Origin of the sequence: Azospirillum isscasi (assembly GCF_030849505.1) — a bacterium.
In the GTDB taxonomy this organism is placed as follows: Bacteria; Pseudomonadota; Alphaproteobacteria; order Azospirillales; family Azospirillaceae; genus Azospirillum; species Azospirillum isscasi.
The window spans coordinates 1-24,384 of the sequence record NZ_JAUJFI010000049.1 but is presented as its reverse complement, the minus strand read 5'-3'; the positions used below and the strand labels follow the sequence as shown (position 1 = coordinate 24,384).

25 protein-coding genes are annotated in these 24,384 nt (G+C 68.3%); 16 read left to right on the top strand and 9 right to left on the bottom strand.

The window, feature by feature from the left end; translation table 11 throughout:
• The first annotated feature begins 5 nt into the window (after nucleotides 1–5).
• Entirely contained in the window at nucleotides 6–1,970 is a 1,965-nt protein-coding gene (locus tag QSG27_RS12240; RefSeq protein WP_306706479.1) for a lytic transglycosylase domain-containing protein, read from the top strand.
• Nucleotides 1,971–2,234: 264 nt separating this feature from the next.
• A complete protein-coding gene (locus QSG27_RS12235; protein WP_306706477.1) occupies nucleotides 2,235–2,462 on the top strand; it encodes a hypothetical protein in 228 nt (75 codons plus the stop codon).
• Between the two features lie 34 nt (nucleotides 2,463–2,496).
• On the opposite strand, the gene mltG is transcribed toward QSG27_RS12235, so the two are convergent.
• From mltG to fabD, 5 genes are all read right to left on the bottom strand, one after another.
• Entirely contained in the window at nucleotides 2,497–3,498 is a 1,002-nt protein-coding gene (gene mltG, locus QSG27_RS12230; RefSeq protein WP_306706475.1) for an endolytic transglycosylase MltG, read from the bottom strand.
• Nucleotides 3,499–3,524: 26 nt separating this feature from the next.
• Nucleotides 3,525–4,787: a beta-ketoacyl-ACP synthase II gene (fabF, locus tag QSG27_RS12225; RefSeq protein ID WP_306706472.1), complete on the bottom strand. Its 1,263-nt coding sequence runs from the start codon at nucleotides 4,785–4,787 to the stop codon at nucleotides 3,525–3,527.
• Nucleotides 4,788–4,875: 88 nt separating this feature from the next.
• Complete coding sequence (locus QSG27_RS12220; protein ID WP_149468787.1) at nucleotides 4,876–5,115, bottom strand: acyl carrier protein; 240 nt, start codon at nucleotides 5,113–5,115, stop codon at nucleotides 4,876–4,878.
• 169 nt (nucleotides 5,116–5,284) lie between these two features.
• A complete protein-coding gene (fabG, locus tag QSG27_RS12215; RefSeq protein ID WP_306706470.1) occupies nucleotides 5,285–6,022 on the bottom strand; it encodes a 3-oxoacyl-[acyl-carrier-protein] reductase in 738 nt (245 codons plus the stop codon).
• Between the two features lie 8 nt (nucleotides 6,023–6,030).
• Nucleotides 6,031–6,972 carry an ACP S-malonyltransferase gene (gene fabD, locus QSG27_RS12210; RefSeq protein ID WP_306706468.1) on the bottom strand — a complete coding sequence of 314 codons (942 nt, stop codon included), beginning with the start codon at nucleotides 6,970–6,972 and terminating at the stop codon, nucleotides 6,031–6,033.
• A gap of 392 nt (nucleotides 6,973–7,364) precedes the next feature.
• Between fabD and rpsF the strand changes: the two genes are divergently transcribed.
• From rpsF to QSG27_RS12160, 10 genes are all read left to right on the top strand, one after another.
• A complete protein-coding gene (rpsF, locus tag QSG27_RS12205) occupies nucleotides 7,365–7,802 on the top strand; it encodes a 30S ribosomal protein S6 (RefSeq protein ID WP_306706466.1) in 438 nt (145 codons plus the stop codon).
• A complete protein-coding gene (gene rpsR / locus QSG27_RS12200; RefSeq protein WP_014240379.1) occupies nucleotides 7,803–8,075 on the top strand; it encodes a 30S ribosomal protein S18 in 273 nt (90 codons plus the stop codon).
• Nucleotides 8,076–8,109: 34 nt separating this feature from the next.
• Nucleotides 8,110–9,066 (top strand): DUF2232 domain-containing protein, encoded by a 957-nt coding sequence (locus QSG27_RS12195; protein WP_306706456.1) that lies wholly within the window; start codon nucleotides 8,110–8,112, stop codon nucleotides 9,064–9,066.
• The gene (rplI, locus tag QSG27_RS12190; RefSeq protein WP_306706454.1) at nucleotides 9,066–9,632 is read left to right on the top strand and encodes a 50S ribosomal protein L9; all 567 of its coding nucleotides are present in this window, start codon (nucleotides 9,066–9,068) and stop codon (nucleotides 9,630–9,632) included. The genes QSG27_RS12195 and rplI overlap by 1 nt, the downstream gene beginning before the upstream one ends.
• A 262-nt stretch (nucleotides 9,633–9,894) precedes the next feature.
• On the top strand, nucleotides 9,895–11,154 hold the full coding sequence (locus QSG27_RS12185) for an SAM-dependent methyltransferase (RefSeq protein WP_306706452.1): 1,260 nt from the start codon (nucleotides 9,895–9,897) through the stop codon (nucleotides 11,152–11,154).
• A 127-nt stretch (nucleotides 11,155–11,281) separates the two neighbouring features.
• On the top strand, nucleotides 11,282–12,814 hold the full coding sequence (locus QSG27_RS12180) for a replicative DNA helicase (RefSeq protein ID WP_306706450.1): 1,533 nt from the start codon (nucleotides 11,282–11,284) through the stop codon (nucleotides 12,812–12,814).
• Entirely contained in the window at nucleotides 12,792–13,928 is a 1,137-nt protein-coding gene (alr, locus tag QSG27_RS12175; RefSeq protein ID WP_306706448.1) for an alanine racemase, read from the top strand. The genes QSG27_RS12180 and alr overlap by 23 nt, the downstream gene beginning before the upstream one ends.
• On the top strand, nucleotides 13,928–14,704 hold the full coding sequence (locus QSG27_RS12170; RefSeq protein ID WP_306706446.1) for an MlaE family ABC transporter permease: 777 nt from the start codon (nucleotides 13,928–13,930) through the stop codon (nucleotides 14,702–14,704). The genes alr and QSG27_RS12170 overlap by 1 nt, the downstream gene beginning before the upstream one ends.
• Before the next feature lie 8 nt (nucleotides 14,705–14,712).
• The gene (locus tag QSG27_RS12165) at nucleotides 14,713–15,504 is read left to right on the top strand and encodes an ABC transporter ATP-binding protein (RefSeq protein ID WP_306706444.1); all 792 of its coding nucleotides are present in this window, start codon (nucleotides 14,713–14,715) and stop codon (nucleotides 15,502–15,504) included.
• 103 nt (nucleotides 15,505–15,607) lie between these two features.
• A complete protein-coding gene (locus QSG27_RS12160) occupies nucleotides 15,608–15,826 on the top strand; it encodes a hypothetical protein (protein WP_306706442.1) in 219 nt (72 codons plus the stop codon).
• A gap of 4 nt (nucleotides 15,827–15,830) precedes the next feature.
• Here QSG27_RS12160 and QSG27_RS12155 read toward each other — a convergent pair whose 3' ends face one another.
• Nucleotides 15,831–16,421: an NUDIX hydrolase gene (locus QSG27_RS12155; RefSeq protein ID WP_306706440.1), complete on the bottom strand. Its 591-nt coding sequence runs from the start codon at nucleotides 16,419–16,421 to the stop codon at nucleotides 15,831–15,833.
• The gene (gene map / locus QSG27_RS12150; RefSeq protein ID WP_306706438.1) at nucleotides 16,418–17,245 is read right to left on the bottom strand and encodes a type I methionyl aminopeptidase; all 828 of its coding nucleotides are present in this window, start codon (nucleotides 17,243–17,245) and stop codon (nucleotides 16,418–16,420) included. Before map ends, QSG27_RS12155 begins: the two co-directional genes overlap by 4 nt.
• Nucleotides 17,246–17,403: 158 nt before the next feature.
• Between map and radA the strand changes: the two genes are divergently transcribed.
• The 4 genes from radA to QSG27_RS12130 all read left to right on the top strand — a co-directional run bounded on the left by radA (nucleotide 17,404) and on the right by QSG27_RS12130 (nucleotide 21,881).
• A complete protein-coding gene (gene radA / locus QSG27_RS12145) occupies nucleotides 17,404–18,804 on the top strand; it encodes a DNA repair protein RadA (protein ID WP_306706436.1) in 1,401 nt (466 codons plus the stop codon).
• A 40-nt stretch (nucleotides 18,805–18,844) separates the two neighbouring features.
• A complete protein-coding gene (locus QSG27_RS12140) occupies nucleotides 18,845–19,531 on the top strand; it encodes a CvpA family protein (RefSeq protein WP_306706434.1) in 687 nt (228 codons plus the stop codon).
• Nucleotides 19,532–19,630: 99 nt separating this feature from the next.
• On the top strand, nucleotides 19,631–21,079 hold the full coding sequence (gene purF / locus QSG27_RS12135) for an amidophosphoribosyltransferase (protein WP_306706432.1): 1,449 nt from the start codon (nucleotides 19,631–19,633) through the stop codon (nucleotides 21,077–21,079).
• A gap of 91 nt (nucleotides 21,080–21,170) precedes the next feature.
• A complete protein-coding gene (locus QSG27_RS12130; RefSeq protein ID WP_306706429.1) occupies nucleotides 21,171–21,881 on the top strand; it encodes an SDR family NAD(P)-dependent oxidoreductase in 711 nt (236 codons plus the stop codon).
• 75 nt (nucleotides 21,882–21,956) lie between these two features.
• Here QSG27_RS12130 and der read toward each other — a convergent pair whose 3' ends face one another.
• Both der and QSG27_RS12120 read right to left on the bottom strand, forming a co-directional pair.
• Complete coding sequence (der, locus tag QSG27_RS12125) at nucleotides 21,957–23,360, bottom strand: ribosome biogenesis GTPase Der (protein ID WP_306706427.1); 1,404 nt, start codon at nucleotides 23,358–23,360, stop codon at nucleotides 21,957–21,959.
• A 37-nt stretch (nucleotides 23,361–23,397) separates the two neighbouring features.
• Nucleotides 23,398–24,384: PQQ-like beta-propeller repeat protein (locus QSG27_RS12120; protein WP_306706425.1), on the bottom strand; the 987-nt coding region annotated here is incomplete at its 5' end.

Below are 24,384 nucleotides of genomic sequence, written 5' to 3'. Positions count from 1 at the left end.
CCCGGATGATCATCCGACATGCCACCCGTTCCGCAATCGCCGCCGCCCTGCTGGGGCTGATCGTGCTCGCCCAGCCCGCCGGGGCCGCCAGCCTGACCGCGCAGGATCTCGCGGTCTACCGGCAGGCGTTCAAGGCCGCCGACAACGACCGCCACGACGAGGCGCTGCGCATCGCCGCCCAGGCGTCGAACAAGCTGCCGGCCAAGGTGATCCGCTGGATGGCGCTGGCGACTCCCGGCGGCGGCAGCTTCGACGAGATCGCCGCCTTCATCCGCGAGAACGGCGACTGGCCCAACCAGGCCCAGCTCCGCCGGCAGGCGGAGAAGGCGATGCCCATCGACCTGGACGAGGACCGGGTGCTGGCCTGGTTCAAGCAGTACCCGCCCCTGTCCAACGACGGCTTCATGCGCCACGCCGACACGCTGCTGGCCACCGGCAACGCCGAGCGGGCCGTGCGGATGGTCCGCGACCGCTGGGTGGAAGCCAACTTCACCGCCGCGGACGAAGAGGCGTTCCTGGCCCGCTACCGCTCCCACCTGCGTCCGCAGGAGCACAAGGCGCGCATCGACCGGCTGCTGTGGGAACGGCAGGAGGCCGCCGTGCGCCGCATGCTGCCCTTCTTCGATGAAGCCTACGACCTGCTGATCGAGGCGCGCATCGCGCTGGACGGCGACGCCAAGAACGCCGACGCGGCGCTGGCCCGCGTGCCCGCCTCCCTGCGCAACGATCCCGGCCTGCTGTTCGACCGCGCCCGCTACCGCCGCCGCAAGGGCGACGACGCGGGGGCGCTGGAGATCATCGCCCAGGCGCCCAAGGACATGGGGCGTCCGCAGGCGTGGTGGACGGAGCGCCACATCCTGGCCCGCCGCGCCATGACGAACGGCGACCACAACCTCGCCTACCGGCTCGTGAAGGCGCACGGGCAGACGGACGGCAACGGCGCGGCGGAAGCCGAGTTCCTGGCCGGCTTCCTCGCGCTCCGCTTCCTCGACGATCCGTCGAGCGCCTTCGGCCATTTCCACAAGCTCTACCGTTCCGTGGGCGCGCCGATCAGCAAGGCGCGCGGCGCCTACTGGTGCGGGCGCGCGGCGGAGGCTCTGGGCCAGACGGCGCAGGCGAAGGACTGGTACGGCAAGGCCGCCCAGTACGGGACGACCTTCTACGGCCAGCTTGCCGCCCGCCACGCCGGGAATGGCCGCATCGACCTGCCCGCCGAACCGCGCGTGTCCAACGCCGACGCCACCGCCTTCGAACGGCGGGAGGTGGTGCGCGTGACGAAGCTGCTGGCCGAGATCGAGGGCAACACGGACGAGCGGGTGACCGCCTTCCTGCGCCGCCTCAGCCTCGACGCGAAGGAGCCGGCGGATTACGTGCTGGCCGCCAAGCTGGCGCGGGAGGTCGGGCGCCGCGACCTCGCCGTGGCCGCCGCGAAGGACGCCGCGCAGAACGACGTGTTCCTGGTGGAAGCCGGCTACCCGATGATCGAGAGCCGTCCCTCCGCCCCGGAAATCGCCCTGGTGCACGCCATCATCCGGCAGGAGAGCACCTTCAACACCGCCGTGGTGTCCTCCGCCGGGGCGCGCGGGCTGATGCAGCTCATGCCCGGAACGGCGCAGCTTGTCGCCAACAAGCTGGGGGTCAAGCACAACAACGCCAAGCTGACCAGCGACCCGGATTACAATGTGCGGCTCGGCTCCGCCTATCTGGCGGACATGATCGACCGCTTCAACGGCTCCTACATCATGGCCATCGCCGCCTACAACGCCGGCCCGACCCGCGTGCGCCAGTGGATCGAGACCTATGGCGACCCGCGCGGCGAGGCCATCGACGCCGTGGACTGGCTGGAACTGATCCCGATCTACGAGACGCGCAATTACGTGCAGCGCGTGATGGAGGCCATGCTGGTCTACCGGGCACGCATCCAGGGAGCCAAAGCGGACCTGAACCTGGACAAGGAAATCCGGCGGTGATTGTCCGGTCCCCCGCCCGTGCGCGGCGGGGGACCCTCCCTGTATTGAATCGACGGCGACTATTCGAAAGTCTCAAAAGCCGCCTTATCTCTGTCACATACCAAAATCGAAATCGTCCGATTTTCGCCTTTTTCATCCGAAGTGGTAACTCTTCTTCCTTCCGGGAAGATGAATTGCATTTAATGCTCTATTAACCACAAACCGAGAGAATTCCCACGCACGGACGGACCGTGTTTCTCTTTATTCCGTGATTGGGAGCCTACCATGCCAGCACCGATGGTCGCCGATGAAGTCCGCCAAGCCTGCCGCATCCACGCGCGCCTTCTGGACGCCTTCATCGCCTTGACGGAACAGGAACTGGCCCAGCTCGCCCCCGGCTTCGCCGAAGAGAGCCTGATGGAATCGCTGGAGAAAATGCGCGACGCCCGCAAGAGCTACGGCGCGCTGGGCGGAGTCGTCGCGCTCGAACCGATGGCGTCGAACGCCGCCTGACCGACGTGCCTTCCGACCGGGAACAGGGGACCGCTCACTCCTGCGGCGTGTCCCCGTTGCCCGCGCCGCCGGTTTGACGGCGCTGCACCTCGCGCCATTTCGCGACGTTCCGGTTGTGATCGGGCAAGGTCTTCGCAAAGACGTGCCCGCCACCGCCATCGGCGACGAAATACAGGAAGTCGTGCTTCTCCGGGTGCAGAGCCGCCTGGATGGAGGCGCGCCCCGGATTGGCGATCGGTCCCGGCGGCAACCCGTTCACCTGATAGGTGTTGTAGGGTGACTCGAACTTCCAGTCGTTGCGGGTCAAGGCCCGCCCCAACTCGCCGCTGCCATCGGTCAGGGCGTAGATGACCGTCGGGTCCGACTGGAGCTTCATGCCGGTTTCCAGACGGTTCACGAAGACGCCGGCCACCTTGGCGCGCTCCGCCGCGACGCCGGTCTCCTTCTCCACGATGGACGCCATGGTCAGCGCCTGCTGCGGATTTTCAAACGGCAGATCCGGGCCGCGATTCTTCCAGGCGTCGTTCAACGCCTGCGTCATCGCGTGCTGCATACGCTCGACCAGAGCGGAGCGCGGATCGCCGTAGGAATAGTGATAGGTCTCGGGCAGCAGGGTCCCGTTCTTCGGAACGGCCTTCAGATCGCCGGTCAACGCCGGTTCGGCGTCGAGCAGCGCCACCACCTGGGCGGAGGTCAGCCCTTCCGGCACCGTGAAGCGGCGGACCACCGTCTTGCCCTGACGCAGCATATCCAGGACACCGTCGACGCTGATGCCCGCCGGGAACGTATACTCGCCCGCCTTCAGCGGGCCTTGGAGCTTTGCGGCGACCACGAAGAGGATCGGGGATTCGACGACCCCTGCGTCTCCCAAAGTCAGCGCAATGGCTTCCAGCCCGCTTCCACGCGGAATGACGACCGTTTCGGCATGCTCCAACGGTCCGGGGGCCATCACGCTGAGGGCTCCCCAGAACACCAAGGCGCTGCCCGCGGTGAGGGCGGTCAACGCCCCCGCCGCGATTCGGAGCCCCCAGCCCATCGGCGGTCTCCGCTATGCTTCGCCGCTCAGGCGAATTCCTTGAAGACCAGGGAGGCGTTGGTGCCGCCGAAGCCGAAGGAGTTCGACAGCGCGGCCCGCACGCGGCGCTCCTGCGCAACCTTTGGAACGAGGTTGACGCCGAGGCAGCTCTCCGAGGGGTTCTCAAGGTTCAGCGTCGGCGGAACGATGCCGTGGTTGATCGCCTTGATCGAGTAGATCGCCTCGACCGCGCCGGCGGCCCCCAGCAGGTGACCGATGGCCGACTTGGTGGAGGACATGGCGACGCTGTCCATCGCCGTGCCGAACAGACGCTTCACCGCGCCAAGCTCGATCTCGTCGCCCAGCGGCGTCGAGGTGCCGTGCGCGTTGACGTAGTCGATGCTCGCCGGATCGAGCCCGGCCCGCTTCAGCGCGTTGCGCATGGAGCGGAAACCGCCGTTGCCATCCTCCGCCGGAGCGGAGATGTGGTAGGCGTCGCCCGACATGCCGTAGCCCACGACTTCGGCATAGATGTGGGCACCCCGCTTCTTGGCGTGCTCCAGCTCTTCGAGGACGACGACACCGGAACCTTCGCCGATCACGAAGCCGTCGCGGTCCTTGTCGTAGGGGCGCGACGCCTTCTCCGGCGTGTCGTTGAAGGCGGTGGACAGGGCGCGCATGGCGGCGAAACCGCCCACGCCCAGGCGGCTCACCGCTGCTTCCGTGCCGCCCGCGACCATCACGTCCGCGTCACCCAGCATGATCAGGCGCGAAGCGTCGCCGATGGCGTGCGCGCCGGTCGAGCAGGCCGTCACCACCGCGTGGTTCGGACCCTTGAAGCCGTGCTGGATGGAGATGTGGCCGGACGCCAGATTGATCAGGCAGGCCGGAATGAAGAAGGGGGAGATGCGGCGCGGTCCCTTCTCGGCGAGGGTCACCGCACCTTCGGCGATGCCCGGCAGGCCGCCGATGCCCGAGCCCACCATGACGCCGGTGAGTTCGCGCTCCTCGTCGGTCTGGGGGACCCAGCCGGAATCCTTGATCGCTTCGTGGGCCGCGGCAATGGCGAAGATGATGAAATCATCCATCTTCCGCTGGTCCTTCGGCGGAATGAAGGCATCGGGGTTGAACAACCCGTCGCCATCCCCGCGCGGAACCTGCCCGGCAACCTTCGAGGCCAGATCGGAGGCGTCAAAACCCGTGATGGCGCGGATGCCCGATTGGCCGGCGATCAGACGCTCCCAGTTGAGCTTATGGCCGACACCGAGCGGCGTGACCAGACCGAGGCCGGTAACGACGACACGTCTCATGGGGTATTCCTTGACCTTTCCTCGGAAAACTCAGCGACGGCCAGGCCACTTGGGAAAGCTGCCTGGCCCTCTGTGCGCCAGCGCCTTATCAGGCGGCGGCGTTCGCCTTGATGAAGTCGATGGCGTCCTTCACCGTCAGGATCTTCTCGGCGGCGTCGTCCGGAATCTCGCAGCCGAACTCTTCCTCGAAAGCCATGACCAGCTCGACCGTGTCGAGGCTGTCGGCGCCGAGATCGTCGATGAAGGAGGCGTTCTCCGTCACCTTACCTTCCTCGACGCCCAGGTGGTCCACCACGATCTTCTTCACGCGCTCGGCGACATCGCTCATTTTTTCAGACCTTCCAATCCTTGAGACCGCTCGGGCGAATTCGGCCGGTTCAACACGCGGCTGCGTGTCTTCCTGCCACAAAAAGCCCCGTCCGATAACACATTTTAACAGCCTTGACCAGCGCCCGCGGGAGCCGGTCCGAACCTGTGGTTCAGGCAGCGAATCCGCCTCAGATCATGGCCATGCCGCCGTTGATGTGCAGCGTCTGGCCGGTGACATAGGCGGCCTCATCGCTCGCCAGGTACACGACTCCGGCGGCGATTTCCCCCGGCTCGCCCATGCGGCCGGAAGGAATGGCGGTGAGCAGCTTGTCCTTCTGCTCGGAATTCAGGGCGTCGGTCATCGCCGTGGTGATGAAGCCCGGCGCGACGCAGTTCACGGTGATGCCGCGCGACGCGACCTCCGCGGCCAGCGACTTCGACATGCCGATCATGCCGGCCTTGGAGGCGGCGTAGTTGGCCTGGCCGGGGTTGCCGGTGACGCCGACGATCGAGGTGATGCCGATGATGCGGCCCCAGCGGCGCTTCATCATGCCGCGCAGCACGGCGCGCGACAGGCGGAAGGCGGCGGTCAGGTTGACGTCCAGCACCGACTGCCAGTCGTCGTCCTTCATGCGCAGCGCGAGCTGGTCGCGGGTCAGGCCGGCGTTGTTCACCAGGATGTCGATCTGGCCGAGAGCGGCCTCCGCGTCCTTGGCGAGCTGCTCGGTCCCGGCGGCGTCGGCCAGATTGCCGGGCACCACCAGGGCGCGTTCGCCCAGCTCGGCGGCCAGGGCCTCCAGCGGGGCGACGCGGGTGCCGGACAGGGCGACGGTGGCGCCCTGCGCGTGCAGCGCGCGGGCGATCTGCGCCCCGATGCCACCCGAGGCGCCGGTGACCAGCGCCTTCTTTCCGGTCAGGTCGAACATGGAATGCCTCACAGGGTCTTCAGGAACGATTCGACGTCGGCCGGCCCCTGAACCGAGGTCCCGGCCAATTCCTTGTCGATGCGCTTGGCGAGACCCGACAGCACCTTGCCCGAGCCGAGTTCCACCAGCGTGGACACGCCCTGCTCCTTCATATAGAGCACGCTCTCGCGCCAGCGAACCATGCCGGTCACCTGCTCCACCAGAAGGCGGCGGATCTCGTTGGGATCGGACACGGCGGAGGCCGTCACGTTGGCGACCACCGGAACCGCCGGGGCGGCGATCGTCACGGCGGCGAGCGCCTCGGCCATGGCGTCGGCGGCGGGCTGCATCAGCGGGCAGTGGAAGGGCGCGCTGACCGGCAGGCGCACGGTGCGCTTCAGCCCGCGCTCCGCCGCGATCACGATGGCGCGGTCGATGGCCTCGGCATGGCCGGAGATCACCACCTGGCCCGACGAATTGTCGTTGGCGACGGTGCAGACCTCGTTTTGGGCAGCGTCGGCGGCGATGGCCTGGGCCTGCTCCAGCTCGGCGCCCAGCAGGGCGGCCATGGCGCCCTGCCCGACCGGCACCGCCTTCTGCATGGCCTGCCCGCGCAGCTTCAGCAGGCGCGCGGTGTCGGCCAGGGTGAAGGCGCCGGCGGCGCAGAGGGCGGAATATTCGCCGAGCGAGTGGCCGGCGACGAAGGCCGCGTGCTTGGCGAGGTCGAGCCCGCCCTGGTCGTTCAGAACCCGCAGGACCGCGACGCTGACGGCCATCAGGGCCGGCTGGGCGTTTTCGGTCAGGGTCAGGTCGGCCTCGGGACCTTCGAACATCAGGCGGGACAAGCGCTGGTTCAGCGCGTCGTCCACCTCTTCGAAGGTGTGCCGCGCGACCTCGAACGCCTCGGCCAGCTCGCGGCCCATGCCGACGGCTTGGCTGCCCTGGCCCGGAAAGACGAACGCCCTGGTCATGCTGTCTGGAAACCCTAGTAAAAAGGCCCGCCACCCGCGGCGTTGCCGTTGAATTGGGCGACAGTCATACCCGGCCTTTCGGGCAAGTCAAGCGATGCTCATCGTTGAAGGGCCCGAATTGGCGCCTTTCTGTTGCTTTTCCGGCGTTTTTTCATTGCTGCGATGCAAAGACGAGCCGGAAAAGGGCCAGTTGAAGGCGTGCCGGGGGCAGGTCGACCGGAATCGCCGGCCGGCTCATGTTTCCGCTTGTCGGGAAAGGGCTTTTGTGCATACTGCGCCGCTTCATAACTCCTTGCCGGCGGCCCGCGTGCCACCGGCTAGGCCCGGGCGGCTGATCCTGTCCATAGGGGATGGGGCGCAGCGCCGGACCATGAACAGCCATGGGGAGTACGATGGCTCTTTACGAGTGCGTGCTGATCGCGCGCCAGGACATCTCGGCCGCCCAGGCCGAGCAGCTCAGCGAGCAGTTCGCCCAGATCATCCGCGACAACGGCGGCCAGGTCGCCAAGTCCGAATACTGGGGTCTGAAGACGCTCACCTACAAGATCAAGAAGAACCGCAAGGGTCACTACACCCTGTTCAACCTTGATGCCCCCGCCGCCGCCGTCCTGGAGATGGAGCGGAACATGAGCATCAACGAGGACGTGCTGCGCTTCATGACCGTCCGCGTCGATGCGCTGGACGCCAACCCGTCGGTGATGATGCAGAGCCGCGGCGAGCGTGGCGACCGCGGTGATCGCGGCGACCGCGGCCCGCGCCGCTTCGAGGATCGTGGCCCGCGCCCGCCGCGCCGCCAGGAACCCGCCGTTACCGAAGGGGAGAACGCCTAAATGTCCGACAAGCAGACCTCGGGCGCTCCGGCCCGCACCGGTGGCGGTCCCCGCCGTCCGTTCTTCCGCCGCCGCAAGACCTGCCCGTTCTCGGGCGCGAACGCCCCGGCGATCGACTACAAGGACGTCAAGCTCCTGTCCCGCTTCATCTCCGAGCGTGGCAAGATCGTGCCGAGCCGCATCACCGCGGTTTCCGCGAAGAAGCAGCGCGAACTCGCCCGCGCCATCAAGCGCGCCCGTTTCCTGGCCCTGCTTCCCTACGTGGTGAAGTAAGGACCCGAAGCGGACACAAGGCAAAGGTAATCCCATGGCCTCGCCCCTGGCCGCCCCTCTGGCGGCTGCCATCGGTGTCGGCGTGGTCAGCGCGTTCTTCTATCTCGCCGTCCTGTTCGGCGGATTCGGGGCGCTGATCCTGGGCTATCTGGCGCCGTTGCCGCTGTTCCTCGCGGGATTGTGGCTCGGCTCCACCGTCTCCCTTCTCGCCGGTGCGGCGGGAACGGTGGCGGTCCTGGCGGTGTCGTCCAGCCTTCTGGTGTCTCTCGCCTATCTGGTGACCGCGGCTGTCCCGGTCATCCTGGTGGTGCGGCAGGCGCTGCTGGCGCGGGCGGCTCCCGACGGGGGAGTGGAATGGTATCCTCCGGGCCGGCTCCTGATGGCGCTGACCGGAATGGGACTGGCGGGCCTTCTGGGGGCCGCGGTTCTGACGCTCGATCAGCCCGGCGGGCTGGAGGGCGCGGTGCGGGAAACGCTGGGCCGCATGGCGGACCAGATGTTCTCCGCGCAGGGCCAGCCGGCCCCGGACCCGCAGGACATCTGGATGGCCGAGGTGCTGCCGGGCTTCGCGGTGATCTCATGGCTCGTCATGACGATCATCAACGGAGCCCTGGCCCAGGGCGCCCTGATGCGGTTCGGCCGCAACCGGCGCCCCGCCATGCGGCTGGACGACCTGGAACTGCCCCGGTGGCTCGCCACCGCGTTCCTTGCGGCCCTGCTGGCGGCCTCCCTGGCGCCGGACCCGGCCGGGTTCCTCGCGGTCAACGCCGCGCTGGTCCTGGCGCTGCCATTCGCCTTTGCCGGGCTTTCGGTGGTGCATGCGTTTGCCCGAAGCCGGTCGGCCAAGCTGCCGATCCTCGTCGGGTTCTACATGTTCCTGTTTCTTTTCGGTTGGCCGATCGTGCTGATGGTCGGCCTGGGCATGATCGAGCAATGGATTGGGCTGCGTCGCCGTCTCCGGCCCGCCGGCCCCGATCAGGAGGACGAGTGATGGAAGTTATTCTGCTGGAGCGGGTCGAGAAGCTCGGCCAGATGGGCCAGGTCGTGAAGGTGCGTCCCGGCTTCGCCCGCAACTATCTGCTGCCGCAGAAGAAGGCCCTGCGCGCCACCAAGGCGAACATGGCGTTCTTCGAGAAGCAGAAGGCCCACCTGGAGGCCGTCAACCTGGAGCGCCGCAAGGACGCCGAGCAGGTTGCCGCCAAGATGAACGCCGTGTCGGTCGTCGTGATCCGTCAGGCCGGTGAGACCGGCGTCCTGTACGGTTCGGTGACCCCGCGCGACGTCGCCGACGCCCTGCACGCCGCCGGCTACACGGTCGACCGCAAGCAGGTGCAGATCGAGTCGCCGATCAAGACGCTGGGCCTGTTCCAGCTGCGCGTCGTCCTGCACCCCGAGGTGAGCATCACCGTCACGGTGAACGTCGCCCGTTCGAAGGAAGAGGCCGAGCTGCAGCTGTCCCGCGGCGGCATGGTCACCGCCGCCGACCTGCGCGACGAGGAAGACGAGATCGAGGAGGCCGCCGAGGCCCCCGAGGCCGAGGTTTCCGAGGAGGGCTGACCGCCCGTCTTCGAGACCAGTCCGCTCGTCCGGAAGCCGCCCGCCCCTTGATGGGGGCGAGGCGGCTTTTCCGCGTTCCGCCCCCCTTTTCCATCCGGCTCCTCCCCATCGGGATGCGCCGGACGCCCCGCGCCCCTGCCCCGTCGGGCGGGTTGCCTCATCCCGCTCCGACCCCCGACTCTCGTTCCCGGTGATTCGCCCGGTGATTCGTAGGGGGCGGGTCATCGACGCCGATCCTGTTCGACGGATGCGGAGATGCGCGATGCTGCTTGCCCGCCTGCTCGGCCCGGCGATGACCGCCGGCGCCTTAGACATCCTGGGCGCCGACGGGCGCAGGCACCGGGTTGGGGTCGGCGCCCCGTCCCTGACGCTGCGCCTGCACGACAAGGCGCTGCACCGGGACCTCGTGGTGAATCCGCGGCTGCGTTTCGGGGAAGCCTACATGGATGGCCGCCTGTCCATCGAGGGTGGCTCGATCTACGACTTCCTGGCGCTGCTCTGCGCCGGGCCGGAGAACGTCCAGGGCGTGCTGGGCAACGTCCGGGAAGCCCTCGCCCCGGCCCTGCGGCTCCTCCAGCAGAGCAATCCCCTGCGGCGGTCGCGGCGCAACGCCGCCCACCATTACGACCTGTCGCGGGCCTTCTTCGAACTGTTCCTGGACCGTGACCTGCAATACTCCTGCGGTTACTTCCCCACCCCGGACACCGGGTTGGACGAGGCGCAGGAGGCCAAGAAGCGGCACATCGCGGCAAAGCTTCTGCTCCAGCCGGGCATGAGGGTGCTCGACGTCGGCTGCGGCTGGGGCGGCATGGCGCTGTACCTCGCCCGGGCCACCGGGGCCCACGTCACGGGAATCACTCTGTCCACCGAACAGCTCGCCGTGGCGCGAGACCGGGCCGAGCGGGCGGGACTCGGCGACCGGGTGCGGTTCGAGCTGCGCGATTACCGTCAGATGGACGGGCAGATGGACGGGCGATTCGACCGCATCGTCTCGGTCGGCATGTTCGAGCATGTCGGCGTGCCGCATTACCGCACCTTCTTCGCCCGGCTGCGCGGCCTGCTGGCCGAGGACGGGGTGGCCCTGCTCCATTCCATCGGGCGTTCGGACGGGCCGGGCGCCACGAATCCCTGGCTGCGCAAGTACATCTTCCCCGGCGGCTACTCGCCCGCCCTGTCGGAGGTGATCCCCGCCGTGGAGAAGGCCGGGCTGTGGAACACCGATGTGGAGATCCTGCGCCTCCATTACGCCGAGACGCTGCGCCACTGGCGGGAGCGGTTTCTCGCACGGCGCGACGAGGCCCGCGCCATGTGCGACGAGCGCTTCTGCCGGATGTGGGAGTTCTATCTGGCGGGCGCCGAGATCAGCTTCCGCTATCAGGGGCACATGGTCTTCCAGATGCAACTCGCCCGGTCGCTGGGCGCGGTCCCGCTGGTCCGCGATTACATGGTCCATGCCGAAGCGGCGCTGACGGACGCCGCCCCGGCCTCCGCCCACAGGCCGGGAGCCTCCTTATCGCGTTGACACGGCGTCCGTTTTCCGGGTTATCCCCAAGTCTCACCGGCTGTGGACAAAAGTTATTCACAGGAATGTGGGTAGCCTTACCCCGATCGCACAGCTTTGCGTCCCGCCCTTTGCTAGAGTGCCGGACATGGATGACAAGACCACCCAGCTTTTCGAGCCGCGCCCCCTCGACGGCGGGCTGTCCCGCGCCGGTGCCGCGAAGCCCGCGGCGGATTACCGCACGCCGCCCCACAACGAGGAGGCGGAACAGGCCCTGCTCGGCGCCATCCTGGTGAACAACAAGGCGTACGAGAAGGTCGGCGAGTTCCTGCGCGCCGAGCATTTCTACGACCCGGCGCACCAGCGCATCTTCTCGGCCATCGCCAAGATGGTGGAGCGCGGCCAGATCGCCAACCCGGTCACGCTGAAGGCCTATTTCGACAACGACCCGGAACTGGCCCCGGACGGCGGCGCCGGCTATCTGGCGCAGCTCGCCGCCAACGTGGTGACGGTGGTCAACGCCGGCGACTACGGCAAGACGATCCACGACCTGTTCCTGCGCCGGCAGTTGATCGAGGTCGGCACGGACATGGTGAACGAGGCGTATCAGCACGACCTCGACATCGACGCCATGGACCAGATCGAGACGGCGGAGAAGCAGCTTTTCGACCTCGCCTCGACCGGCGACGTGCGCGGCGGCTTCATCGCCTTCTCCGAGTCGCTGAAGGCGGCCATCACCACGGCGGAAACGGCCTTCCGGCGGTCCAGCCACGTCACCGGCGTGACCACCGGCCTGCGCGACATGGACCGCAAGCTGGGCGGCCTGCACCCGTCGGACCTCATCATCCTGGCCGGGCGCCCTTCGATGGGCAAGACGGCGCTGGCCACCAACATCGCCTTCAACGCGGCCAAGGCGCACATGCGCACCAACGGCGGCGAGGGCGCGCCGGTCGGCTTCTTCTCGCTGGAAATGTCGGCGGAGCAGCTCGCCACCCGTATCCTGGCCGGCGAGGCCGAGGTGTCGGGCGACAAGATCCGCCGCGGCGAGATCAAGGACAGCGACTTCCCCAAATTCGTGGCGGCCAGCCAGGAACTCAGCCGCGTGCCCTTCTTCGTGGACGATACGCCGGCCCTGACCATTGCCGCGGTGCGCACCCGCTGCCGGCGGCTGAAGCGCACGCACGGGCTGGGCATGGTGGTGGTGGACTATCTCCAGCTCCTGCGCGGCAGCTCGACCAGGGGCAACGAGAACCGCGTGCAGGAAATTTCGGAGATCACCCGCGGCCTGAAGGCCATCGCCAAGGAGCTGGAGGTGCCGGTGCTCGCCCTGTCGCAGCTCAGCCGCGCGGTGGAGATGCGCGAGGACAAGCGTCCCCAGCTCGCCGACCTGCGCGAATCGGGCTCCATCGAGCAGGACGCCGACGTCGTGATGTTCGTTTACCGCGAACAGTACTATCTTGAGCGCGGCGAGCCGGCCCGCCGGCCCGAGGAGTCGGAGGACAAGTACAACGACCGCTACGCCAACTGGCAGAAGCGCTACGCCGAGGTGCACAACACCGCGGAGGCGATCATCGCCAAGCAGCGCCACGGCCCGATCGGCAGCGTCCGCATGTTCTTCGACGGACAGTTCACCAAATTCGGCGACCTCGACACGACCCATGACTTCGGCCCTACTGAGTGATCCCCTCGCCCGCGCCGGCGCCGTTCTGACCATCGACCTGGGCGCCGTGGTCGCCAATTGGACGCAGCTCCGCGACCGGGTGGCGCCCGCGGAATGCGCCGCCGTGGTCAAGGCCAACGCCTATGGCCTGGGGGTGGAGCGCGTCGTCCCGGCGCTGGCCGCCGCCGGCTGCCGCACCTTCGTGGTGGCGCAGTTCGAGGAGGCTCTGGCCGTCCGCGCCGTGGCGCCGCCGGATGCCCGCGTGCTGTCGCTGGGCGGCCTGCCCGCCGGCACCGCGCCGGACTTCACGGCCCACCGCATCCTGCCGGTTCTCAACCATCTCGGCGACATCGCCGCGTGGCAGGCCCATGCGAAGGCGCAGGGCGCCGCCCTGCCCGCCGTCGTGCACATCGACACCGGCATGAACCGACTCGGGCTCGGTCCGGACGAGCTGGACACGCTGGTGGGGGACCTGTCGCGGCTGGACGGGGTGGATGTGCGGGTGTGGATGACCCACCTCGCCTGCGCCGACGAGGACTCGGTGGTGAACAGCCAGCAGCTCGGTCGCTTCCGCTCCGCGGTGGGGCGACTGCCCGCCGCCGCGGCGAGTTTCGCCAATTCCGCCGGGATCTTCCACGGCCCGGCCTTCCATTTCGACCTCGTGCGGCCCGGCTGCGCGCTCTACGGCGTCAACCCGACACCCGGTGCGGCGAACCCGATGCGGGACACCATCCGGCTGGACGCCCGGCTGCTCCAGGTGCGCAACGTTGACAGCCCTATGACCGTTGGCTACGGTGCCACGCACCGCGTTGCGGCGAGAGGCAAAATCGCAACCATCGCAGTGGGTTATGCCGACGGATATCTGCGCTCGCTCAGCGGGCGCGGCCATGTCTACGTCAACGGCGTGGCCGCTCCGGTGGTTGGGCGTGTTTCGATGGATCTGGTCACGGTGGACGTCAGCCACCTTCCCGACGCGGCGGTGACGCCCGGCGGGTTGGTCGAGCTGATCGGCCCGAACCGCCCGGTGGACACCGTGGCAGACGAGGGCGGAACCATCGGCTACGAGATCCTGACCTCGCTGGGCGCGCGCTATCACAGGGTCTATCGCGACCCGCCGCCGCCTGAGGTCGCTTGATGGGTTTCCTTGCCGCCACCGGACGGGCCTTCCTGATCTTTCTGGAAGCAACCGGAAAGCTCGGCCTGTTCACCGCCACCGCCCTGTCGCACTGCGTGCGTCCGCCGCTGTACCCGCGGCAGATCCTGCGCCAGATGATCGACATCGGCTATTACTCCCTGCCGGTGGTCGGGCTGACCGCCCTGTTCACCGGCATGGTGCTGGCGCTGCAGAGCTATTCCGGCTTCTCCCGCTTCCAGGCGGAAGGCGCCATCGCCACGGTGGTCGCCCTGTCGGTGACGCGGGAATTGGGGCCGGTGCTGGGCGGCCTGATGGTGGCTGGGCGCATCGGCGCCGCCATGGCCGCCGAGATCGGCACCATGCGCGTGACCGAGCAGATCGACGCCCTGTCCACCCTGTCCACCAACCCGTTCAAGTATCTGGTGGCGCCCCGCCTGATCGCCGGGCTGACCATGCTGCCGCTGCTGGTGCTGGTGGCGGACATCATCGGCGTGTTCGGCGGCTTCCTGGTCGGCGTCTACCGGCTGGACTTCAACCCGGCCTCCTACATCAGCCGGACCTGGGAGTTCCTGGAGCCGATCGACGTGATTTCCGGCCTCGTGAAGGCGGCGGTGTTCGGCTTCATGGTGTCGCTGATGGGCTGCTACCACGGCTACCATTCCCGCGGCGGCGCCCAGGGCGTGGGTGCGGCGACGACCAACGCGGTGGTGTCGGCCTCCATCCTGATCCTGGTGTGGAACTACCTCATCACCGGCATCTTCTTCTCGACGAAATGAGCGCTCCCATGTCGCAGGTTCCCCCCGCTCATCCGCCGAAGATCGCCCTGAAGAACGTGCACAAGGCGTTCGGGTCGAAGGTCGTGCTGAACGGCATCGACCTGGAGGTCGGGCGCGGCGAATCGCTGGTCGTCATCGGCGGATCGGGCACCGGCAAGTCGGTGATGCTGAAGTGCGTCCTCGGTCTGTTGTCGCCGGACAGCGGCTCCATCCGCGTGGACGGCGAGGAGACGACGAAGCTGCGCCCGCGCGAGCGGGAGAAGCTGCTGCACAAGTTCGGCATGCTGTTCCAGGGCGCCGCCCTGTTCGACAGCCTGAAGGTCTGGGAGAACGTCGCCTTCGGCCTGATCCAGGGCGAGCACATGCCGCGCGCCAAGGCCAAGGACATCGCCATCGCCAAGATGGGCGCGGTCGGTCTCGGCCCGGAGGTGGGGGAGCTGTTCCCGTCGGAGCTGTCGGGCGGCATGCAGAAGCGCGTCGGCCTTGCCCGCGCCATCGCCGACGAGCCGGAGATCATCTTCTTCGACGAGCCGACGACCGGCCTCGACCCGATCATGGCCGACGTGATCAACGAACTGATCGTGAAGTGCGTGAAGGATCTGGGCGCCACCGCCGTGACCATCACCCACGACATGGCGTCCGCCCGCAAGATCGCCGACCGGGTTGCGATGATCTACCAGGGCCGCATCATCTGGACCGGCCACGCCAACGACATCGACAACTCCGGCAACCCTTATGTGGACCAGTTCGTCCATGGCCGGGGGGAAGGGCCGATCAAGATGCAGGTGCGGGCGCTGTAGCGCGCCCGATCATCGGTTCGTGCAAAATTAACCTGCCGCCCGGTAGGGTCGGCCACAACGAGCACCGGCCCACACAGGCCGGCTTCCCATCGGAGAGACGAGCATGGCGGACATCACCACGAACGGGCTGGCCTTCGCGGGCTTCATGCTGAGCGCCAAGATCCTGGAGACGCTCCAGGCCAAGGGTCTGCTGACCAACGAAGAGACGGTGCAGACCATCAAGAACGCCCACGAGCAGCTCATCAAGAACGACAACCCGCTGTCGCACGAGGCCGCCGTCGCTCTGGCCCACTTCTTCGCCGGCCCGACCGAAGAGAAGTGACCTCTCACCGCACCGGCTGCGCCGCTCCCCTGGCGAGGGTATCGCGGAGTTCCGGCAACAGGACGGCCCCCAGCATGGCGATGACCGGCAGCAGGGCGTAATCGCCCTCTGCCGCCGCCGCGATCATCTCCGCGCGGGTCACAAGCTCCAGCCGCATCTCCTCCAGGTCGCCGGAGTCCGCCTCCGCCACCTTGCGGGCGCCGCGGGCGTGGAACATGTGGCAAACGCAGCCGCGCTGGTTGCCCTGCACCACGTAGGAGCCAAGCGCGGTCCAGTCCTCCGCGGCGTAGCCGGTTTCCTCCAGCAACTCCCGCTTCGCCGCCTCCAGCGGATCCTCCCCGGGGTTCAGCGCCCCGGCGGGGAAGGTCTGGCTGACGCGGCGCGGGCCGTGCTTGTAGGTGCGCAGCATCAGCGCACGCCCGTCCCCGTCCTCCACGAACATCTGGACGAAGTCCATCTGTTCGACCTGATAGAAATTCTCCACCCGCCGGCCCTCGGGCGTCTCGATGGTTTCGGCGTGCACTTTCAGAAAGGGACCGGCGTCGAGCAGGGTCCGCCGCTCCAGCACCGTCCAGGGCTTCAGGTCCCCGCTCATGCCGCGGCGGCCCCTGCGGCGGTTCCGTAGGGCGGCTGGGTGAATCCCGCCGGGGACAGGGTGAAGATCTCGCACCCCGTCTCGGTGATGCCGACCTGATGCTCGAACTGCGCCGACAGGGAGCGGTCGCGGGTGACCGTGGTCCAGCCGTCCGACAGGATCTTCACGTCCGGCTTGCCGGCGTTCAGCATCGGCTCGATGGTGAAGACCATGCCCGGAACCAGAAGCACCCCGGTGCCGCGCTTGCCGAAATGGTCCACATGCGGGGCATCGTGGAACACCCGCCCGATGCCGTGCCCGCCGAAATCGCGCACCACGCCGTACCGGTGGGATTCGGCCAGCGTCTGGATGGCGTGGCCGATGTCGCCCAGATGGTTGCCCGGCTTGGCCTGCGCGATGCCGGCCATCATCGCCTTGTAGGTGATGTCCACCAGCTTGCGCGCCTTCACCCCGATCTTCTCGCCGACGAAGAACATGCGGCTGGTGTCGCCATACCAGCCGTCCAGGATCACCGTCACGTCGATGTTCACGATGTCGCCGTCGGCCAGCTTCTTGTCGTCGGACGGGATGCCGTGGTTGACCACATGGTTGGGCGAGATGCAGCTCGCCGCCGGATAGCCGTGATAGCCGATGGTCGCGGGGATGGCGCCGTTGTCCCGCATGTACGCCTCGATCAGCCGGTCCAGATGGCCCGTGCTGACTCCCGGCACCACATGGGGCGTGATGAAGTCGAGCGTCGCCGCGGCCAGGCGCCCGGCCTTGCGCATCGCCTCGAACTCCTCCGCCCCGTGCAGCGGAATCTTCCGCGCGTCCTTGTCCGCCACCGTGTCACCTCCTGTCCGTCATCGTCCTGGTTCCGGTGCAGAACCTACCATCGGAACGGCCCAAGAAAAGCCCCAGCTTTTTATCGCCTCGGCCATAGGATTTAGATCGTCAGCTTGCTATATGTGGGGCGCTGCCGCCCCAACCCATCGCTAAACCTTTGGCCAAGCCAACCACCCGCTACGTCTGCCAATCCTGCGGCGCGTCCTTCCCGAAATGGGCGGGCCGCTGCGACGCCTGCGGCGAATGGAACACGCTCGTCGAGGAAGCCGCCCCGGAAAGCGCGCCCAAGGGACTGGGCGTGGCGCGCGGTCGGCGGCTGGACTTCGTCGGGCTCGCCGGCTCCAGCGAGGCGCCGCCCCGCCGCATGACCCGCATCGAGGAGTTCGACCGCGTGTGCGGCGGCGGCCTCGTCCCCGGGTCGGCCATCCTGATCGGCGGCGACCCCGGAATCGGCAAATCCACCCTTCTCCTCCAGGCGATGGCCCGGCTGTCGCAGGAACACCGCTGCGCCTACGTCTCGGGCGAGGAGGCGGTGGATCAGGTGCGGCTGCGCGCCCTGCGCCTGGGCTGCGCCGCGGCGCCGGTCCAGCTCGCCTCCGCCACCAGCGTGCGCGACATCGTGGCCTCGCTGGACGGCACGGACGGGCCGGAGGTGGTCGTCATCGATTCGATCCAGACCATGTATGTGGACAATCTGGACAGCGCTCCCGGCACCGTGGCCCAGGTTCGCGCCTCCGCGCAGGAGCTGATCCGCGTCGCCAAGCGGCGCGGCTGCGTGCTGCTGCTGGTCGGCCACGTCACCAAGGAGGGCACCATCGCCGGTCCCCGCGTGCTGGAGCACATGGTGGACACGGTTTTGTATTTCGAGGGCGAGCGCGGCCACCAGTTCCGCATCCTGCGCGCGGTGAAGAACCGCTTCGGCGCGACGGACGAGATCGGCGTGTTCGAGATGACCGACGGCGGGCTGGGCGAGGTCGCCAACCCCTCCGCCCTGTTCCTGGCGGAACGGCGCGGCGACGTGTCGGGGGCCGCGGTCTTTGCCGGCATGGAGGGCACCCGCCCGGTGCTGGTGGAGGTGCAGGCGCTGGTCGCCCCCTCCCCGCTCGGCACGCCGCGGCGCGCGGTGGTCGGCTGGGATTCGGCGCGGCTCGCCATGGTGCTGGCGGTGCTGGAGGCGCGCTGTGGCGTGCAGATCGGCGCCAACGACGTCTACCTGAACGTGGCCGGCGGGCTGCGCATCACCGAACCGGCGGCGGACCTCGCGGTCGCCGCGGCGCTCGTCTCCTCCCTGACCGGGGAGCCGGTGCCCGCCGATGCCGTGGTCTTCGGCGAGATCGGCCTGTCGGGCGAGGTGCGCGCCGTGGGCCAGAGCGACGCCCGGCTGAAGGAAGCCGCAAAGCTGGGGTTTTCAACGGCGATCTTTCCGGCTAGACGGAACGGCAAGAAGCCGGGGCGCGGCGACAACGGCCTGAAGACGGTCGAGTTGCAGCAGCTCGGCGAATTGCTGCCCCTGTTCCAGGCCGGATCGGGAACCCACCCGCCGCGCGGACGGGACTGACACGAGAGCACAAGGCGAAAGCACGAGGCGTAGCGGAGTTATGGACACCTTCCCGATCAACCCGGCGGATCTGGCCGTCATCGTGGTGCTTCTGCTTTCGGCGCTGCTGGCCTTCACCCGCGGCATGGTGGCCGAGGTGCTGTCGGTCGCCGCCTGGGTGGGTGCGGCCCTGATCACGCTGAACGCCCTGCCTCATGTGCTGCCCATCGCGCAGAACTACATCCATGTCGAGATGGCCGCCTACGCCGCGTCGGCGGTGGCGCTGTTCGTCGTCAGCCTTGTGGTTTTGACAATCCTGGGCCGCGTGGTGTCGCGCGGGGTGCAGAATTCCGGCCTTTCGGCGCTCGACCGGTCGCTGGGATTTGTCTTCGGCCTGCTGAAGGGTGCAATCCTCGCCTCCGTGGCCTATCTGTTCTTCGCTTGGCTGGTGCCGAACCCGGCGGAGCATCCGGCCTGGCTGCAAGGCGCCAAGACCCGCCCGATGCTGGTCTCCGGCGCCGCCATGATCTACGAGGTGATGCCGGAATCGCTGCGCAAGGACGGGCTGGGCCAGATGGACATGGCGCGGGAGCGCGCGCGGCAGGCGGTGGAGGCCAAGGAAGCGCTGGACCGGCTGTCCACGCCGGTGCCCGGCGCGCCGAAGACCGGTGGTGCTTCGCCGTCCGATACCGGCTATAAGGACCGGGACCGCGGCGACCTTGAGCGACTGATCCAGAACGCACGCTGAACGCCGCACGGTGCAGGGTGCCTGTGAGTAACGCCCCGCCGGCAAGAGGCCGCCGGGGCAATGCCCTTTGGTGATGCTGTGTATGACGAGGATCTTCCGATGCTGACGACGCATCCGTTCGACGACGACAAGCTGCGCGAGGAGTGCGGCGTGTTCGGCATCCACAGCCATCCACAGGCGGGGGCCATCACCGCGCTCGGCCTGCATGCGCTGCAGCATCGCGGCCAGGAAGCCTGCGGCATCGTCAGCCACGACGGCGACCGCTTCCATCTGCAGCACAGCCTGGGTCTGGTCGGCGACCATTTCTCGTCCGAGGCGATCATCGGCAAGCTGAAGGGCCCGCAGGCCATCGGCCACGTCCGCTACGCCACCACGGGCGACACGACGATCCGCAACGTCCAGCCGCTCTACGCCGACTTCGAGTTCGGCGGCTTCGCGCTGGCTCACAACGGCAACCTGACCAACGCGCACACGCTGCGCCGCCAGCTCGTCCGCCGCGGCTGCCTGTTCCAGTCCACCACCGACACCGAAACCATCGTCCACCTGATGGCCATCGCCCGCGGCGGCTCGCCCGTGGACCGGCTGATCGAGGCGGTGCGGCAGGTCGAGGGCGCCTTCTCCCTGGTGGCGCTGACCCCGAACGAGGTGATCGGCGTGCGCGACCCGCTGGGCGTGCGTCCGCTGGTGCTGGGCAAGCTGGGCGACACCTACATCGTGACCAGCGAGACCTGCGCCCTGGACATCGTCGGCGCCGAGTATGTGCGCGACGTGGAGCCGGGCGAGATGGTCGTGCTGAACGACCAGGGCGTGCAGAGCCTGCGTCCCTTCCAGCCGCAGGGCCGCCGCTTCTGCATCTTCGAATACATCTACTTCGCGCGGCCCGACAGCGTGATGGAGGGCGCCTCCGTCTACAGCGCGCGCCAGCGGATCGGCGCGGAACTGGCCCGCGAATCGGGGATCGACGCCGACGTGGTGGTCCCGGTGCCCGACAGCGGCGTGCCCGCGGCCATCGGCTACGCCACCCAAAGCGGCATCCCGTTCGAACTGGGCATCATCCGCAACCACTATGTGGGCCGCACCTTCATCGAGCCGACCGACCAGATCCGGCATTTGGGCGTGAAGCTGAAGCACAACGCCAACCGCGCCATGATCGAGGGCAAGCGGGTGGTGCTGGTGGACGACAGCATCGTGCGCGGCACGACCTCCAAGAAGATCGTGGAGATGGTGCGCTCCGCCGGTGCGAAAGAGGTGCACATGCGCATCTCCAGCCCGCCGACCTCCCACCCCTGCTTCTACGGCATCGACACGCCGGAGCAGAGCAAGCTGCTGGCCCACCGCATGTCGGTGGAGGAGATGCGCGACTTCATCCAGGCCGACAGCCTCGCCTTCATCTCCCTGGACGGCCTCTACCGCGCCATGGGCGAGGAGCGGCGCGACCCGCAGAAGCTGACCTTCTGCGACGCCTGTTTCACCGGCGACTACCCCATCGCGCTGACCGACGCGCTGGACCACCCGCCGGTCGAGGCGAACGTCCGCATCCGCGCGTAACAGCCCGGCCACCGCCGCGACGGGCCGGCCGCAACCCAGCGGACCGGCCCGTTTGCCGATCCCCTCCCCGCATCATCGTCGAGTCGCCGCCATGTCCCGTCTTTCCGGCCGCACGGCCCTCATCACCGGCGCCTCGCGCGGCATCGGCGCCGCCGTCGCCAAGCGCTTCGCCGCCGAGGGCGCCCACGTCATCCTGGCCGCCCGCACCGTCGGTGGTCTTGAAGAGACCGACGACGCGATCTTCCAGGCCACGGGCCGGAACGCCACGCTCGTCCCGCTGGACCTGCGCCAGTTCGACAAGATCGACCAGCTCGGCTACTCGATCTACGAGCGGTTCGGGAAGCTGGACATCCTGGTCAGCAACGCCGGCGTCCTGGAGGCCCTGGGGCCGGTCGCCCATTACGATCCGAAGCTGTGGCAGCGCGTGATGGACGTGAACGTCACGGCCAACTACCGCCTGATCCGCTCCTTCGACCGCCTGCTGCGCGCGTCCGACGCGGGACGCGCCATCTTCGTGACGTCCGGGGCCGCGAACGCGCCCTATCCTTACTGGAGCCCGTACGGGGCCAGCAAGGCGGCGCTGGAGATGATGGTGAAGACCTACGCGATGGAAATCGCCGCGTCGAACCTGCGCGTCAACCTGGTTGACCCCGGCATCGTGGCGACCAAGCTGCGCATGCAGGCCTTCCCCGGCGAGGACCAGACCAAGCTGGCCCAGCCGGACGACGTGACCGAAGCCTTCGTGGAACTGGCGGAAGCGTCCTGCACCCGCCATGGCGAGGTGGTGTCGGCGCAGGGGTGAAATGGCAGCCTTGCCCGCCAAAGCAAAAAGGCCGCGCAATCGCACGGCCTTTTTGCTTTTTCCCTGAAGCGTCGATCAATCGTCCGCGAACGGATTCTTCTGCTTTCTCAGCAGCAACCGCACCGGCACGCCCGGCAGCTCGAACGTCTCGCGCAGATGGGCGATCAGATAGCGCTGGTAGCTCTCCGGCAGATCCAGCGGCTTGTTCACGAACAGCGCCACGGTCGGCGGGCGGGTCTTCACCTGCGTGGCGTAACGGATCTTGATGCGCCGGCCCTCGACCAGGGGCGGCGGGTGATGATCCAGAACCCCTTCGATCCAGCGGTTGAGCTGGGCGGTCGGGATGCGCCGGTTCCACTGCCCGTAGGTGGACAGGATCGAGTCCAGCAGCGTGTCCAGCTTCCGGCCCTGAAGGGCGGAGATGGTCACGACCTCCACGCCCTTGATCTGGGCCAGCGCGGCCTGGAGCTTGTCCTCGACCTGACGCAGGGCCATGGCGCGGTCGTCCACGGCGTCCCACTTGTTCAGGGCGATGACCAGCGCGCGGCCTTCCTCCACCACCATGCGGGCGATGGTCAGGTCCTGCTTGTCGAGGATCTGGTTGGCATCGACCACCAGAAGGACGACCTGGGCCATGCGGACGACGCGCAGGGCGTCGGCGACGGCCAGCTTCTCCACCTTGGCATCGACGCGGGCGCGCTTGCGCATGCCGGCGGTGTCCACCAGCCGGAACTTGCGGCCACGCCACTCCCAATCGACGCTGATGGCGTCGCGCGTCATGCCGGCCTCGGGGCCGGTCAGCACGCGCTCCTCGCCGATCAGGGCGTTCAGCAGGGTGGACTTGCCAACGTTCGGGCGCCCGACGATGGCGATCTGGATGGGGCGGGCGCGCTCCTCGTCGGTTTCCGGCTGGTCGCCGACCGGCAGCTCCTCCTCCCCTTCGCCCTTGGCGGGGGCGGGAGTGAACTCGGCCTCCTCCGGCTCCGGCGGGGCGTAGGGCAGCAGGGCCTGGACCAGATCGGCCATGCCCTCGCCATGCTCCGCCGACAGCGGAATCGGCTCGCCCAGGCCAAGCTCGAAGGCTTCGTAGAGACCGGGCATGCCGGCCTTGCCCTCCGCCTTGTTGGCGACGAGGACGACCGGGGTCTTGCCCTTGCGCAGCAGGGCCGCGAAGTGGCGGTCCAGCGGCGTGATGCCGGCGCGGGCGTCCACGATGAACAGCGCCACGTCGGCGCGTTCCAGGGCGCGTTCGGTCTGGCGGCGCATGCGCGCCTCCAGACTGTCGTCGGTGACGTCCTCCAGGCCCGCGGTATCGACCACGGTGAAGGACAGACCGCCCACGCGGGCGGGCGCCGAGCGCCAGTCGCGCGTCACGCCGGGCGTGTCGTCGACCAGCGCCAGCTTCTTGCCGGCCAAACGGTTGAACAGAGTCGATTTGCCGACATTCGGCCGACCGACGAGAGCGACGGTGAAGGACATCTGGCCGGGGGCCTCACAAAAGAACCAGGACCGGCGATCAGCGGTACGCCACCAGCGTACCGTTCTCGCCCAGAACATATAGGGTGTTGTTCGCGACGACCGGAGGCAAATAGGTGGAAGCCGGCAGCGAATAACGGGTCAGCACCTGCCCGTCGCCGGGCGACAGGGCCAGCATCTGGCCGTTCGACCCGGTGACGTAGAGCTTGCCGCCCGCCAGGACCGGACCGGACCAGGTGATCGGCCCCTTCTTGTCCTCCGGATCGGTGAAGCGGGCCAGCGGCATCACCCAACGGGCGTGGCCGGCCTGACGGGTCAGCGCCACCACTTCCGAATCGTTGGTGATGACGAAGACGTGGTCACCGGCGATCCACGGGGTCTGGGTGCCGCCGATCTCCGCCTCCCACAGGCGGACGCCGATCCGCTCGTCGATGGCGATCATGCGGCCCGAATGGCCGATCGCGTAGACGACGCCGCGGTCGATCACCGGCAGCCCGCGGATGTCGGCGAGGCTGCTCAGCGCGCCGCTGCGGCGGATGGCCGCCAGGCTCTCCTGCCACGCCACGCGCCCGTTCTCCGGACGCAGGCCGTACAGCTCGCCCGAGGAATAGGGCGCGACGATCAGCGTCGGCGACGCCGCCGGGCTGACGGCGCCCAGCAGGCCCGCCGTTTCCAGGATGCCCTGATGGGACCACTGCACCGCGCCGTCGGAGGCCGACAGGGCCGAAAGCTGATTGTCCAGCGTCAGGACCAGGACGCGCCCGCCCTCGACGGTCGGGGCGCCGCGGACCGGACCCGGCACGCGCTTGCGCCAGACGACGGAGCCGTTGGCGGGATCGAGCGCCACCACCTCGCCGAAGCCGGTGGCCGCGAAGACGCGCCCGTCGGCGTAGGCGACGCCGCCGCCGCTGGCGCCGCCGCGCTCCTTCTCCGGCTTGGTGTCGACGCGCCAGAGCTGGCGCCCGGTGCGCTCGTCCAGGGCGGCGACGTGCGAATCGGCGTCCATGGCGAAGATGCGCCCGTCGGC